This is a genomic window from Acinetobacter sp. 826659 (assembly GCF_000588515.1).
Lineage (GTDB): Bacteria > Pseudomonadota > Gammaproteobacteria > Pseudomonadales > Moraxellaceae > Acinetobacter > Acinetobacter pittii.
Map to the genome: position 1 here is coordinate 228,216 of NZ_JFYD01000002.1, position 14,589 is coordinate 242,804.

The 14,589-nt window shown below is 42.0% G+C and carries 12 protein-coding genes; 7 read left to right on the forward strand and 5 right to left on the reverse strand.

What is annotated here, in order from left to right; all coding sequences use genetic code 11:
* Positions 1–3: 3 nt before the first annotated feature.
* Positions 4–696, forward strand: coding sequence for a YggS family pyridoxal phosphate-dependent enzyme (locus J663_RS05600; RefSeq protein ID WP_033848363.1), 693 nt, complete (start codon positions 4–6; stop codon positions 694–696).
* Between the two features lie 200 nt (positions 697–896).
* Here J663_RS05600 and J663_RS05605 read toward each other — a convergent pair whose 3' ends face one another.
* Both J663_RS05605 and J663_RS05610 read right to left on the reverse strand, forming a co-directional pair.
* On the reverse strand, positions 897–4,493 hold the full coding sequence (locus tag J663_RS05605) for an AAA family ATPase (protein ID WP_033848364.1): 3,597 nt from the start codon (positions 4,491–4,493) through the stop codon (positions 897–899).
* A gap of 9 nt (positions 4,494–4,502) precedes the next feature.
* Complete coding sequence (locus J663_RS05610) at positions 4,503–5,771, reverse strand: exonuclease SbcCD subunit D (RefSeq protein ID WP_033848366.1); 1,269 nt, start codon at positions 5,769–5,771, stop codon at positions 4,503–4,505.
* Between the two features lie 163 nt (positions 5,772–5,934).
* Between J663_RS05610 and J663_RS05615 the strand changes: the two genes are divergently transcribed.
* Positions 5,935–6,408, forward strand: a complete 474-nt coding sequence (locus tag J663_RS05615; RefSeq protein ID WP_033848368.1) for an OsmC family protein — start codon at positions 5,935–5,937, stop codon at positions 6,406–6,408.
* A gap of 73 nt (positions 6,409–6,481) precedes the next feature.
* Here J663_RS05615 and J663_RS05620 read toward each other — a convergent pair whose 3' ends face one another.
* Positions 6,482–6,859 carry a VOC family protein gene (locus J663_RS05620; protein WP_005303175.1) on the reverse strand — a complete coding sequence of 126 codons (378 nt, stop codon included), beginning with the start codon at positions 6,857–6,859 and terminating at the stop codon, positions 6,482–6,484.
* Positions 6,860–7,239: 380 nt separating this feature from the next.
* Between J663_RS05620 and J663_RS05625 the strand changes: the two genes are divergently transcribed.
* Together J663_RS05625 and J663_RS05630 are read left to right on the forward strand one after the other, a co-directional pair.
* Positions 7,240–7,692 (forward strand): ABZJ_00895 family protein, encoded by a 453-nt coding sequence (locus tag J663_RS05625; RefSeq protein ID WP_033848370.1) that lies wholly within the window; start codon positions 7,240–7,242, stop codon positions 7,690–7,692.
* A gap of 83 nt (positions 7,693–7,775) precedes the next feature.
* Positions 7,776–8,681 carry a TIGR01777 family oxidoreductase gene (locus tag J663_RS05630; RefSeq protein WP_033848372.1) on the forward strand — a complete coding sequence of 302 codons (906 nt, stop codon included), beginning with the start codon at positions 7,776–7,778 and terminating at the stop codon, positions 8,679–8,681.
* Here the strand turns inward: J663_RS05630 and J663_RS05635 are convergent.
* Together J663_RS05635 and hemB are read right to left on the reverse strand one after the other, a co-directional pair.
* Positions 8,673–9,788: an NAD(P)/FAD-dependent oxidoreductase gene (locus tag J663_RS05635; protein WP_033848374.1), complete on the reverse strand. Its 1,116-nt coding sequence runs from the start codon at positions 9,786–9,788 to the stop codon at positions 8,673–8,675. The two genes, J663_RS05630 and J663_RS05635, sit on opposite strands and share 9 nt — an antisense overlap.
* 25 nt (positions 9,789–9,813) lie before the next feature.
* Positions 9,814–10,827, reverse strand: a complete 1,014-nt coding sequence (gene hemB, locus J663_RS05640; protein WP_004794101.1) for a porphobilinogen synthase — start codon at positions 10,825–10,827, stop codon at positions 9,814–9,816.
* Between the two features lie 142 nt (positions 10,828–10,969).
* Between hemB and J663_RS05645 the strand changes: the two genes are divergently transcribed.
* The 3 genes from J663_RS05645 (at position 10,970) to J663_RS05655 (ending at position 14,416) form a co-directional block, all read left to right on the forward strand.
* A complete protein-coding gene (locus J663_RS05645; protein WP_002121786.1) occupies positions 10,970–11,467 on the forward strand; it encodes a thioesterase family protein in 498 nt (165 codons plus the stop codon).
* A gap of 267 nt (positions 11,468–11,734) precedes the next feature.
* Positions 11,735–12,886 (forward strand): EmrA/EmrK family multidrug efflux transporter periplasmic adaptor subunit, encoded by a 1,152-nt coding sequence (locus J663_RS05650; protein ID WP_033848376.1) that lies wholly within the window; start codon positions 11,735–11,737, stop codon positions 12,884–12,886.
* A 6-nt stretch (positions 12,887–12,892) separates the two neighbouring features.
* Positions 12,893–14,416, forward strand: coding sequence for a DHA2 family efflux MFS transporter permease subunit (locus tag J663_RS05655; protein ID WP_033848379.1), 1,524 nt, complete (start codon positions 12,893–12,895; stop codon positions 14,414–14,416).
* Positions 14,417–14,589 lie beyond the last annotated feature (173 nt).

Here is a 14,589-nt window from a genome sequence, read left to right on the forward strand (position 1 = left end):
TCAATGAATTACCTGCAAGATGCGCGTCAGCACGTATTACAGCAAATCCAAAGTGCTTGTGAACATGCTCAACGTGCGCCTGAAACTGTGCAACTTTTAGCCGTATCGAAAACACATCCAAGTGAAAGTTTGCGTGAAATGTATGCAGCAGGACAAAGAGCATTTGGCGAAAACTATTTGCAAGAAGCTTTGGAAAAAATCGAAGCTTTACACGATTTAGATATTGAATGGCATTTTATTGGTCATGTTCAACGCAACAAGACGAAGCATTTGGCCGAGAAATTTGATTGGGTACATGGTGTAGATCGTTTAATTATTGCCGAGCGATTATCTAACCAACGTGGCGATGATCAATCTGCACTTAATATTTGTTTGCAAGTCAATATTGATGGGCAAGACAGTAAAGATGGTTGTGCACCAGATGAAGTTGCCGAGCTGGTTGCTCAAATCAGTCAATTACCAAAAATCAAGTTACGCGGTTTAATGGTCATTCCAGCACCTGACAATACTGCTGCATTTGCAGATGCTAAAGCCTTGTTTGATGCTGTTGAAGACCAACATGCCCACCCACAAGATTGGGATACTTTAAGTATGGGAATGTCGAGTGATTTAGAAGCTGCAATTGCTGCTGGTTCAACCATGGTTCGTGTAGGAACAGCCTTATTTGGTGCTAGAGACTATTCGCAAAAAGGCTGATGTAAGCTTTATCTTACAAAAACTGCGGGCTTTTGCTGCTATGGCAGACAACGTTTTTTTCGTACTATGAACTCATCAGGAAACAGGATGTTTCTAAGAATAACAATAAACAGTGATGAATGGATGCATACAGGTACGACAGGAGTTATACCAACGCAGAATCTAAAAAAGCCCCGACAGGATGTCGGGGCTTTTTAGTTTTAACCTACAACTTCAATGGTACTTGCGCCAGCACCAAGTGGTTTCACCTGAATTTGAACAGGAATACGCTCATGCATTTCTTGAATGTGTGAAATGAGAATGACCTGACGTCCCTGATTTTGCAATTGATCTAAAGCATTCATGACCATGTGCAAAGAAGAAGCATCCAAAGTACCAAACCCTTCATCAATAAACAGAGATTCAATTTTCATTGAGCCCGAGGCCATATTGGCAATGGCTAAAGACAAGGCAAGCGCTGTTAAGAATGATTCACCGCCAGATAAAGAGGCAACAGAGCGGGTTTCTCCATCCATATCGTGGTCAATAATCGCAAGACTTAAAGACTGATCTAGGCGTTTAAGCGTATAGCGCTGAGATAGCATCGCCAGTTGCTGGTTGGCATGTTCCACTAAAATATCTAGGTGATATTGCTGGGCATAGTCGCGGAACTCTTTACCTTTTGCATCACCAATCAAGCCTGAAATTTTGCTCCAGCGATGTTCTTCTTGCTGAATATTTTGAATTTGCTCGGCATATTGTTGCTGTTTAGCCAGATTTTGCTGATGGACTTCAAGCTTAAGCTTGAGGCGATCACGTACTTCAAGCTGGGCTTTAAGCTCTGCAATATTGTCTTGAATAAGGCTAACAAGCTTTTCATATTCAATATCTGGCTGAGTTTGTAAGTGCTCGCTTAATTGCTCTTGCATGGTCTTAAGAGCAGAAGAAGCTTCACTTAATAAACGCTCGGCATGATTAAGACGATTACGAATGTCTTGCTCTTGGGCGGAATTGATTTGCATGAGCGCCGTAAGATCAGTTGCCTGAAAATCAACGTGGGCTTTTAACCAGTTTTGAATTTGCCCATCAATTTGCTGCTGGTACTCCGCAGTGTGTTGATGTTGATGCTTGAGCTGATCGAGCGCCTGTTTTTGCTGCTCAAAGTGCTGTCTGGTTTGTTCAAAACGTTGTTTAGCCTCGTGATACGCGGTTTGTTGTTGCTGACGTTTAGCGTCATGCTCAATTAGCCATTCGTGCGGTTTAATATCAGAGAGGCCTGTCATTTGCTGAATGAGCGACACCGCTTTTTCATTATTTTGTTGGCCTTTAAGCGTAATCTCTTGGAGATTTTGATCGATCTCATCAATTTGCTTGACCATTTGTTCAAAGTTAGCAGTCAACATTTTAAGTTCTTGTTGCTGCTGTTCAAAACGATGTGAAAGCTGTTCTTGTTGCTCAAGCTGCTTAGCGCGTGCATCAAGAATAGTCCAAGTCTGCTTAGCCGTTTGGCTACTCGACTGCTGCCATGCGTGCTGTTCGGCTTCAGATAAACACTCAACAATATGTTGAACTTGTTGTTGCCATTGCTGTGCTGTATTAAGCAAACTTTCATTGCGCTGAATAGATTGAACAAGCTGATTGTGATGTTTAATCGCTTGGGTTAAACGCAAGTTTTCTGAGTCAAATGAATTTATGGCAGTTTGCGCGGCTTGTCTGAGTTCGTTCAGCGTTAGCAAGATCTGCTCAGGAGCTTGATTAAGCTCCATATGTAATTGATTGAGCTTAAACGTTTGCTCAAGCTCTTGTTGCAAGCTTGATTGTTTTGTTTGAAGTTGAGCTAGATATTTCTGAACTTGCTCAAGCTCGGCACGACACTGGGTAAGTGCATGTTGCTGGGTTTGCCATGCATTAAATTTAGTTTGCTCGAGTGCAACAGCTTGCTGCTCTTGTTGTTGCTGCAAATCGAACAAGGCCTTGGAGACTGCACTGTCATCAACACGATAGGGATGATGTGTACTTCCGCATACTAGACAAGCTTCGCCTTCTTTAAGATTGGCCCGTAACTGCTCAATATTTTCAGTGTGTAGTAAACGCTGCTGTTGCAAAATGTGCTGTAACTTTTCACGTTCAGCTTTTGTTGTTTGGTAGTCTTGTTCAGCTAACTGGCAAACGGTTTTAAGCTGTTCTTCTTGCGCGGAGGCTTGAGTATGTTTTTCGGTGAATTGTTGAAGCTCAGCATATAGCTCATGATAAATTTTTATTTTTTGCTGAATCAGATCTAACTGTGTGACTTGAGCAAGTTTCTGATCTTTATCTTTACGCTGCTGTTCAAGTTTTAACTCAATTTGTTCAACTGTGCCGAGTGAAGCTGTGAGTTGTTCAACTTCACTTTTAGCTTCCGATAGCTTTTGGCGAGCAAGGGTAGGGTTTCCGAGCTGTTGTTCAATTGCTTGGTAATTTTGAATAAATTGCCCAAGTTGATGTAGATGTGCTGAAAGGCCTTTATCCAACACAGCATATTGCTGAGTTTGGGTAAGCTGTTGTTGCAGATGAATTTGGTTCTGCTCAAGCTGTGCAATGTGCTGTTGCACAGTGTTTTGCTGCTGGTGCAGTGGACTGAGTTTTTGCTCAAGTACGTTTCTTTTTTCTTTGCACTTTTTATATTCATCGGCAATAAAAGCACGTTCCTGAATGGACTGCCGAACTTGATTTAAAGCATATTGATGCTGTTGCTCAAAATCGAGTGTCTGTTTGAGCTCTTGTTCTGCGAGTTGATATTGTTTTTGTCCCGTTTCAAAAATTTGCACCAACTCATTAAACTTGGTTTGAGCTTGATGAATTTGCGGCTCAAGTTGTTGTAGGGTTTGTAAATTTTGAGATTGCTGAAAAACTTGTGGGCGTATTTCAGAGAAAACTTCGAGTCGTTTTAATTGCTCACGCTCACCAGCCAATTGTTGATGATGATTTTGTTGAGTTTGAAACTGTTGCTGTTTAGCTTGAACTTCTTGCTCAAGTTTCGCCTTACGTTCAAACCATTGTTGCTGTTTGTCTAAGATATTTTTTTGCTGTTCTAATTTTTGATGATTTTGTTCAGCTTGCTGATATTGTTCGGTAAAAGCCGCAATTTCTTCATCAGACAAAATTTCAATGTGGCCTAAGAACTCTTCAAGCTGTTTACGCTGCTTTGCTATATCTGCAGTTTTACGAAAAGCCAGCTCACCAATTTTGGCGAAAATGCTGGAGTTGGTCAGGTACTCGAGTAACTCACCTCGTTCGCTGTCTCGTGCTTTTAAAAACGCGGTCACTTCTGACTGGGCAAGTAACACGGCACGCGTAAATTGTTCAAAAGAAAGTTGAGTAATTTGTTTAACTTTTTCATCAACCGCTTTGGCTTTGTCGGCAAGCACGACACCGTCGGTCAGGCATTTTAAGTGGCGCTGTACACTTTGTAATTTACCATTTGGGTTTTCGCGTGCCCGTTTAATTTCCCAACGTGCCAAATAGCGTTTTTGATCTTGTGCGATAAAGCAAAGCTCAGCGAAACCATGTCCTGTACCACGGCGTAAGACTGTTAAAGGTGAGTTGGTCAATAACTCGGAACCATCAACATCTTTTAATTTGCCGTCGCTGTCTTTTAGACGTGGAACCCGATTAAACAAAGCTAGACACATGGCATCTAAAATGGTCGATTTACCTGCGCCAGTTTTCCCTACAATTGCAATTAAGCCTGCATGGGCGAGAGGCGCGCTTTCAAAATCAATAAAGTGTTCATCAGAAAGGGATGCCAGATTTTTTATTCGAATGGATAAAATTTTCATGACATATCCTTAAGGTGTTGCATCATTTTCAAGATGTTTTTGTGCTTCTTGTACTAGACTTAGAAAATCTTTTAAGACCGAATCATCGGTGCTGTAACCTTGTTTTTCCCAAATATTTTGAAAGAGCTTTTCTGGTGTTGGCGGTTCAAGTGCGATTTGCTGAGTGGTATTTGAATCAGCCGCATCTTTATTCACATATTGACGTGAAATACGTACTAAACGATAGCGGTCAGGGGGTAAGGCCGCTTCAAACTGCTGACGTAAATTAGGCTGCGGCGGCGTTAAACTATAATATTCAATATCGACATATTCACGGTGGTCAATATTCTCAATTACGCCGTTTGGCAAGGCTTTGAGTTGTTGTAGCACCTCATTTAACTCACCACGAATACGGTGCAACTGTATACAACGTGGAATTTCGACAGCGTCAAATTGCAAACGGCTGTCTGCCTCCTGAGTCGGGTCGATTTTGACCTCAACCACTTGGTGCTTATAGTTAATTTCACTAAAAGAAAGCGGAATGGGTGAACCGCTATAACGAATGTGTGGCTGGCCTACTTTTTGTGGTTTATGTAAGTGCCCTAAAGCGACATAGTCGACAGCATCTTCAAATAAAGTTGTTGAAAGTGCCTCTTCATTACCAATAATAATTGGGCGTTCAGAGTCGGATGTTTCCCCACCTTGCATATGGGCATGTGACATCAAAATAAGCGCTTGGTCTGGTGTTTTACGACGTTTGGCTTCTGCAATGAGTTGCTGGTGCAAATAGGCAATCGCATTTTTGCTATTGGTGGTATGTTCGTTAAAGCCCGTAATTTCGGCCGAACGTAAAAAAGGCAGGGCAAGGCACCACGCTACAATATCTTGATTTTGATTATAAATAGGTAAAAGTAATCGATCGAGATCTAGGGTTTTATCTTCATTCCAGCGAACCACGCCCACGGTTTTTGCGTTGTATTTTTCTAAAAGCGGTTCAACCTGTTCAATACGGTAGCCTGAGTCATGGTTACCCGCAATCATGAGTGTTTGCATGTGCGGTGCAATGCGATGTGCATCTGCTAAAAATTGGTAGAGTTGTTTTTGTGCTTGAGATCCAGGGTTAATGACATCAAAAATATCGCCGGCAATGAGCAGAGCATGTGGTTGTTTTTCTTGAATTTGAGTGAGTAACCAGCTTAAAAATTGTTGGTGTTCGTAGTGGCGTGAATGATTATAAAAAAACTGCCCCAAATGCCAGTCAGAAGTATGTAGAAAATGTACGGACATAGAAACAGACATCAAACCAAAATAAACACAGATACGTTAGCATAAATTGGCGAGAGATTTTATCAAGACATTTTAAAGTGCTCGTTATTTAAGCCCCACTAAAACTTGAATTAAATTTTTCACTTTAAACGCTGCTTTGTTACTATCGACTTAAACCATGAACTTTGAGAAAAAAATGACCATTCATGAATACGAAGTAAAAATACAGTGGGAAGGCAATACGGGTACAGGCACTTCTTCTTATCGTTCATATAAAAGAGACTTTAGTATTCAGCATCCGCAAAAGGCCACAATTCAAGGTTCATCAGATCCTGCCTATTTAGGCGATGTGACCAGATGGAACCCTGAAGATTTATTGGTGGCATCAGCTTCAGCTTGTCATAAGCTTTGGTATTTACATCTGTGTGCAGTCAATCATATTCATGTGCTGAGTTATGTCGACAAAGCACTTGGCTTTATGGAAGACGCAGATCCCGTTAAACGTGGTCATTTTACCCAAATTATTTTAAGACCAGAGATTGTTTTAGAAAAAGGTGCTGACCAAGAACTTGCAGCAAAACTGCATGAAGAAGCACATCACGAATGCATGATTGCCAATTCGGTGAATTTCCCAATTACATGTGAAGCCAGCTTTAGCTTTGCTGAATAAATAATATGAAATGCCACCGATAAAAAGGCGGTGGCTATAAATTAAAAATAAATAGAGTCGTTAAATAAAATCTTTAAGCTGCATTTTCATCGACTTGAAAAATACCAAAAACGTTGTGGTCTAAATCGACAAAGTAACCATGCCAAGCACGGCCCGGAATAGCGAATTTATCCATCGCGACAATACCACCTTGCGCTAAAATTTTTGCAGCCACTTCATCGAAGTTTTCCACCTGAACCGAACAGGTAAATGCATTGGTGCCATATTCCATCGGAGGGGTTTGAGCGGGGCGTTTTAATAGTCCCCCCATAATTGAAGGTGTCTCTATGCGGTAATATTCAATCGGTAAGTTTTCATCGAGTTTAAATTGCCAGCCAAACACAGCTTGATAAAACTGCGCATCGCGGGCAGGGTTTGAAGACTGGATTTCAAAATAGGCAATGTTGTTCATATTATTTAAATCATATTTTTATGGTGTAAAAAGTATACGCATAGCCTTTATAGCCACGAAAGGACTATTGTGTATGCTGAGCGTAAAATAAATGAAAGTGCTAGAAAATAAAAACCGACGATTCGAGTGATGAGAGAATCGTCGGTCAAAAACTTCATCAAGGGTTTCGGCTGCTAACAAAACCTAATCCGAAGGAAGGAAAGAGTCGTAATGAAAGGTCACCGAAACAATTTTGCGGATGCCGTGCAAAGGAAGTATTCGGTTGCTGCGACCTTATTACCCTATATAACGTCAAGAGATCAGGATTGGTTGACAGAAAAATGAAAAAAAATCGAAAAAAATTTATAATTATTTTTTGAACCCATAAATTAGGCAAAAATATGACCAAATTACGTTCTTACTTTCTCTGGTTTTTTGGTTTATGCATCGTACTTACCTTAATTGTAGGTGTGGTTGCAGCACTATTACCAGCGAGTGTAGGTGGTATTTTAACAGCCGTTCCATATTTAGGCGCAATGATTTTTGTCTTATTTAAATTTTTAAAGAAAGAACGCCGTGCACCGACTGTACAAGAAAAAAAGAAATTTACTTTAGGTTTTAGTCTGATTTTTTGGGGCTATAACTTGTGTGGTGTTTTATTTGGCCTGTTTTTATTTGCCAGAAAAGACCCTGAGATTTTGCAGAACTTTATGCTTTACCTCAAACAGCCTCAGTTCTTAAGTATTATGGTGATCATGCTTTTAATATTAGCTATTCCACTTTATTTAATTACCTACTGGTTTTATGGTAAACAAGCACAGCGCATGGCTGACAAAATGTTTAACGTGCAATAGATCACTATGAAAACTCATACGTTTAAATATAAATGAGTCTTATACAATTAAATAAAACTTGAATCCTCAGCTTAGGAGGAACTATGAATAAGAATGTATTAATTACAGGTGCAAGTGGTTTTATCGGAACGCATTTAATTAAGTTCCTCTTACAGAAAAATTATAACGTGATTGCGGTGACACGGCAGGCTGGAAAGGAATCTGACCATCCTGCCTTGCAATGGGTGCAAAAGTTTGAAGATATTTCGACACGTCAAATTGACTATGTGGTGAATTTGGCAGGCGCAAATATTGGCGAGAAACGCTGGACCGAGTCACGTAAAAAACAACTCATTGAAAGCCGAGTAAATACGACCCGAAAATTGTATGCGTGGCTCAAGCAATCTGAAATTTTTCCGGAAGTAATTGTGTCTGGTTCTGCAATTGGTTATTACGGAATAGATGATCAAGAAAAGTGGACAGAAGTGTGCACAGAACAAAGCTCGCCACAGCCTATTTTTATGTCCGAGCTTTGCCAAGAGTGGGAACGCGCAGCGTTAGCAGACGCTCAGCAAAATACTAAAATTATTCGTTTAGGTGTAGTGTTTGGGCAGGGCGGTGGCATTTTGCCTAAAATGTTGCTTCCTATTCGACTCAATTTAGTCGGTCAAATTGGTCACGGTCGTCAGCCTGTAGTTTGGGTACACATTGAAGATGTATTAAATGCAATAGAGTTTATATTTCAGCATCCTCAATCTGCTCAAATTCACAATATAGTAGCGCCAGAAAACGTGGCTCAAAAAGCTTTTATTGAACAAGCTGCTGAGGTTTTAAATAAGAAACCACTGTTGTCAGCACCAAGCACGGTTTTCCGCTGTTTGTTGGGCGAACAGTCGCAATTGATCTTAAATGGTCAGTACGTCAAACCCGCTGCCTTACAAGCAGAAGGCTTTGAGTTTGCTTATCCCAAGTTAAAAGCAGCTTTAGAGAATATACTCACCTCAGGCTAAGATTTTATTTTGCAAGCGCTCTGGTGAATATGCTTTGGCATCAACTAAGGTTGGTTGACCCAGCATAAGTTGACGGAGCAATTGCGCAGAGCCTGCGCCCATACATAAACCATTTCTAAAATGACCAAAGTTTGCCCAGAGATTGTCCATTTCAGGCATTTTGCCAATGTAGGGAACGCCATTTGGTGAACTTGGTCTAAGTCCTGCCCAACGATGTACAATCGGGAAATCGGCCAGTTCAGGCACCATTTCTAAACATGCTTCTAAAATATTGTGCTGAGTCGTTTCATCGGTAGAGGTGTCAAAACCACGATGTGCCATGCTTGACCCGCACACGATATGACCGTCCATACGTGGAATCAAATACATCACTCGATTCATACACATGGTCGGTAGCCAGTGAGCAGGGGTTTTAAATAACAGCATTTGACCTTGAACAGGTTCGACTGGAATTTCGAGTTGTAATTGTGTGTTCCAGTAATGGCTCCAAGCACCCGAAGTTATTACAAAATGGTCTGCCGTATGTTTGCGACCATCTTCGGTTTGTAGCGCTTGTATCACATCGCCCTGTTGAATCAGTTTTTTAACAGCAGTGTGTTCGAAAAACTCAACTTTTGGATGTTGTTTTAAATAGAGAATCAGTGACTGTAAAACGCGTGGGTTGCGAATATTAGACAGTTCAGGGAAATAAATGGCTTCTTGAAACTGATCGGAAATATGTGGATTAACTTGCTCTAGCGCATCTCGTTGTAAGTATTCACAGCGCTGCATCGGTTCTTGATGCTGCTCGGCGTAGGAAAGTCCAACGTCAAAATCTTCTTCATCAAAAATCAGCATGCCTGTGTCATGAATTTCAAAATCAATCCCTGTAACAGGGTAGAGCTTTTGGTTCCATGCTTGATAAGAGGCTTTGCCAAATTGAGCAAGTTGGTTCACTGCATGCACATAGCGCCACGGGTACATCGGAGAGAGAATACCTCCGCCAGCCCAAGAGGCTGCTTGACCCGCTTGTTGTTGATCAAAAATGCTGATGGTACAGCCTTGTTCAACCAACTCCAGCGCAGACATTAACCCACTTATGCCCGCGCCAATGATTGCAATATGCATGCAGTGTTATCCTTTCTCTGCGAACTTAGTTCATTTCCTTGAGTTTTTCAGCAGCGGTTTCTGCAAAGTAAGTCCAGATTCCGTCTGCACCAGCGCGGCGGCAGCACATGAGTGATTCTAAAATGACTGAGTCTGATAACCAGCCATTTTGAATTGCGCCAGCTAACATCGCGTATTCGCCACTCACTTGGTAAATGAATGTAGGAACACCAAAGGTATCTTTCACTTCACGTACCACATCCAGATATGGCATGCCCGGTTTTACAATCACCATGTCGGCGCCTTCTTGAATATCAAGCGCGATTTCATGTAAAGCTTCGGCACGGTTGGCAAAGTCCATCTGGTAGTTATATTTATTACCACCTTTGAGGTTGGATGCAGAGCCAACAGCATCACGGAACGGACCATAGAAGCTAGACGCATACTTTGCAGAGTAGGCCATGATGTTGGTGTAGATGTGACCATTAGCTTCTAAAGCCTGACGAATTGCGCCAATACGGCCATCCATCATGTCACTTGGTGCAATTACTTCGGCACCTGCTTCTGCGTGACTTAAGGCTTGTTTAATCAAGCATTCTACAGTCTCGTCATTGAGCACATAGCCAGTTTCATCAATAATGCCGTCTTGACCATGAGTGGTATATGGGTCGAGGGCACCATCGGTAATTAACACCATTTCTGGTAATTCTTTTTTAAGCAGACGACATGTGGTTTGTACTAAACCATCTTCATGCCATGCAGCTTCTGCGGTGAGGCTTTTATCTTCTTGCGGGGTAACTGGAAAAAGAGCCAGTTTTGATACGCCCAATTCCAAAAGTCTTTCAGCTTTTTTCAGTAACAAATCTGCCGACAAACGCTGAATGTTCGGCATACTTGGAATATCTTGGGTCTGATTTTGTCCCGGTAATACAAATACTGGATAAATCAAGTGATTGGTAGTGAGCTGTGTTTCGCTGACCATCGCACGCAACTGGTCATTTTTACGGATACGGCGCATGCGAGTGGCTGGAAATGCAGGACGATTGAACGTATAAGTCATAACAATCTCGATGTTCGGTATTACACTAGGATAGGTTGGCGGATATTCCATTACTGTCAACCGACTGCTGTATTGTAGCCCCATAATGCTGGATTTGTACAAAATTATGGGTGTTTATCATGCTTTTAAATTTAGGCAACATATGAGTGAAGAAAAGAAAAATTGGACTGGGAACATCCATTTAGGTGCAAAAACTGACCTAACTGTGGTTCTCAACCAATTATGTAAGGCGTTTAATAGCTCTCCTTTTTTTAAGCATAGTGGAATGATTATGCGTGTGGTGGACGGGCACATTGAAGGCTATATCGAGATGCAACCCAACCTGATTGGCAATCTGGCATTTCAGATTTTGCATGGCGGCGTTGCTGCAACTTTGCTCGATAGTATTGGCGGAATTGTGGCAATGGAACACTTATATCGCCGTTCAACTCCCGAAACTTTAACTGAAACCATTAAACAAGTGTCACGTTTGGCAACCGTCGATATGCGTGTAGATTATTTAGCACCGGGGCGTGGTAAATATTTTATTGCACGTGCCGAAGTACTACGTTTAGGTCGTAAAGGCTGCACCATGCGTATGACCATGGTCAATGATGAAGATAAAGCCATTGCTGCGGGTATTGCTTCATATGCCTATTAAGCAATGAATTGAATCATTTAAAAGCGCCAAGTGCGCTTTTTTTAGTGTTTGAAAAGCAGAAATTTTTACAAAATCTTTGAGATAAACATTAATTTAATTAGAACGAACGCATGAGTTATAAAATTTTATTCTCATATTATGAGGTTTTAGCGTTAAAATTAGCTCCTTTGACAATGCGGTATGTCTTGTTTATAGAAAAATAAAAACTCTATAACAAGGTGTAGTGCGAGATTGATGGCAAAGCCAACTCATCTTTAGGAACATACCATGACTGATGCACAAAGCAATGTACAAGAAACAGTGCCAACAACATCTGCCTCGGATGAAAACAATCAAAACAAGCGCAAAAAATTTCTTGGTTTTTTTGCGCTGATTTTATTGATCGCCGCTATTTTGTATGCAATCTGGGCATTATTTTTAAATAATTCCGTGAGTACGGATAATGCCTATGTCGGTGCAGAAACCGCGCAAATTACTTCAATGGTGAGCGGACAGGTCGCTCAGGTTGTCGTAAAAGATACCCAAACTGTACATCGTGGTGACGTGCTGGTTCGTATTGATGACCGTGATGCCAAAATTGCATTAGCTCAAGCTGAGGCAGAACTTGCCAAAGCAAAACGCCAATATAAACAAACTGCGGCAAACAGTAGTTCTTTAAACTCTCAAGTGGTGGTGCGTGCTGACGAAATTAACAGTGCCAAAGCACAGGTTGCTCAAGCACAGGCAGATTATGACAAAGCTGCTTTAGAGTTAAACCGCCGTGCGCAGCTTGCCGCCTCTGGTGCAGTGTCTAAAGAAGAGCTCACTAAAGCACAAAGTGCAGTTGAAACAGCCAAAGCAGGGCTAGAGCTTGCTAAAGCTGTTTTAGCGCAAGCTTCTTCAAGCCGTAAAGCTGCTGAAAGTACTTTAGCTGCAAACGAAGCGTTAATTCAGGGTGTAAGTGAAACTTCGACTCCGGATGTACAAGTTGCACAAGCACATGTAGAACAAGCTCAGCTTGATTTGGAACGTACCGTGATACGTGCGCCAGTCGATGGTGTGGTTACGCGTCGTAATATTCAAGTTGGTCAACGTGTTGCACCGGGCACGAGCATGATGATGATTGTACCGCTTAACGATTTATATGTAGATGCAAACTTCAAAGAAAGTCAGTTGAAAAAAGTCCGTCCGGGTCAGGCTGTCACGCTTACTTCAGATTTATATGGCGATGACGTTGAATATCATGGCAAAGTGATGGGCTTCTCTGGTGGTACAGGCTCTGCCTTTGCCTTAATTCCGGCTCAAAACGCAACAGGCAACTGGATTAAAGTGGTTCAACGCTTACCGGTTCGTATAGCACTTGATCCGAAAGAACTTGCTGAACACCCACTGCGTGTTGGCTTGTCGATGGAAGCAAAAGTCGACTTATCTGCGAAGTAAACGCTTATGAAAACGCAAACACCTTTTGCCGAACTAAGCGGTGGCCGTTTAATACTGGCAGCGTTTGTTATTGCCTTGTCGAATTTTATGGTCGTGCTCGATACGACCATTGCCAACGTATCTGTACCGCATATTACCGGTAACCTTGCCGTTTCAAGTACACAAGGGACATGGGTTGTTACGTCGTATGCTGTTGCAGAAGCGATTTGTGTACCTTTAACAGGTTGGCTTGCAGGGCGCTTTGGAACCGTTCGGGTTTTTATTTTTGGTCTGATTGGTTTTACCATTTTTTCTTTCTTGTGTGGTCTAGCAAACTCGTTAGGCATGCTGGTGTTTTTCCGTATTGGACAAGGTCTATGCGGTGGCCCACTCATGCCACTCAGTCAAACTTTGCTGATGCGTATTTTCCCTCAAGAAAAGCATGCACAGGCGATGGGTCTATGGGCCATGACGACCGTCGTTGGACCAATTTTAGGGCCAATTTTGGGTGGTCTGATTAGTGATAACCTGTCTTGGCACTGGATCTTCTTTATTAACTTACCGGTTGGGATTATTTGTGTTTTAGCAGCAATGCGCTTGTTAAGAGTGGCTGAAACAGAGACGATTTCTTTAAGAATCGATACTGTCGGTTTAGGTCTGTTAATTTTGTGGATTGGTGCGCTACAGCTCATGCTCGATTTGGGGCACGAACGTGACTGGTTTAATAGCACCAGTATTATCGTTTTAGCTTTAACTGCCGCCATTGGCTTTGTAGTGTTCCTGATATGGGAACTCACCGACAAACATCCCGTCGTGGATGTCAAAGTCTTTAGGCATAGGGGCTTTGCTATTTCGGTGCTGGCTTTGTCGCTCGGCTTTGGCGCATTCTTTGGCAGTATTGTACTGATTCCGCAGTGGTTGCAAATGAACCTTTCCTACACCGCGACGTGGGCCGGATATTTAACTGCAACCATGGGCTTTGGTAGTTTGACCATGTCACCGATTGTGGCAAAACTTTCGACCAAACATGACCCACGTGCGCTGGCGAGCTTTGGTTTAATTTTGCTGGGTGGTGTGACCTTAATGCGGGCATTCTGGACGACAGACGCCGACTTTATGGCACTGGCGTGGCCGCAAATCTTGCAAGGTTTTGCTGTACCGTTCTTCTTTATTCCACTGTCAAATATTGCCCTCGGTTCAGTGTTGCAGCAAGAGATTGCATCTGCTGCGGGCCTCATGAACTTCTTAAGAACTATGGCAGGGGCAATTGGGGCTTCAATTGCAGTGACCGTGTGGGACGACCACGCCAAAGTTGCCCGTAGTGAAATGGTGTCAAACCTACATACGACTGAAGTACAAAACACACTTTTGCAAAATGGTTTTACGCCTGACTCGACCTTAGGAATTATTTCAAACCTTGTCGATAAAGAAGCCATTACCATGTCGGCAAACCATGTATTTTTGCTATTTGCGATGGTGTTTGTATTTGCAGGGCTGGTCATTTGGCTGTGTCCAAAACCCAAACAGGTCAGCGGCATGCCTTCTCACTAAATATAAAAAAGCATCTCTTCGGAGGTGCTTTTTTTAGGCCAACTACAAAATGAGCAAGTTTATAAATAGCAGATTTTGCCTGTATTTAAAGAAATAAAGCATGCCAGAATTGGGCAAATCAGTTATAAAAGAGTGTGATAACAAGCAAGGAGGCATCACACAGAGCATAAAAT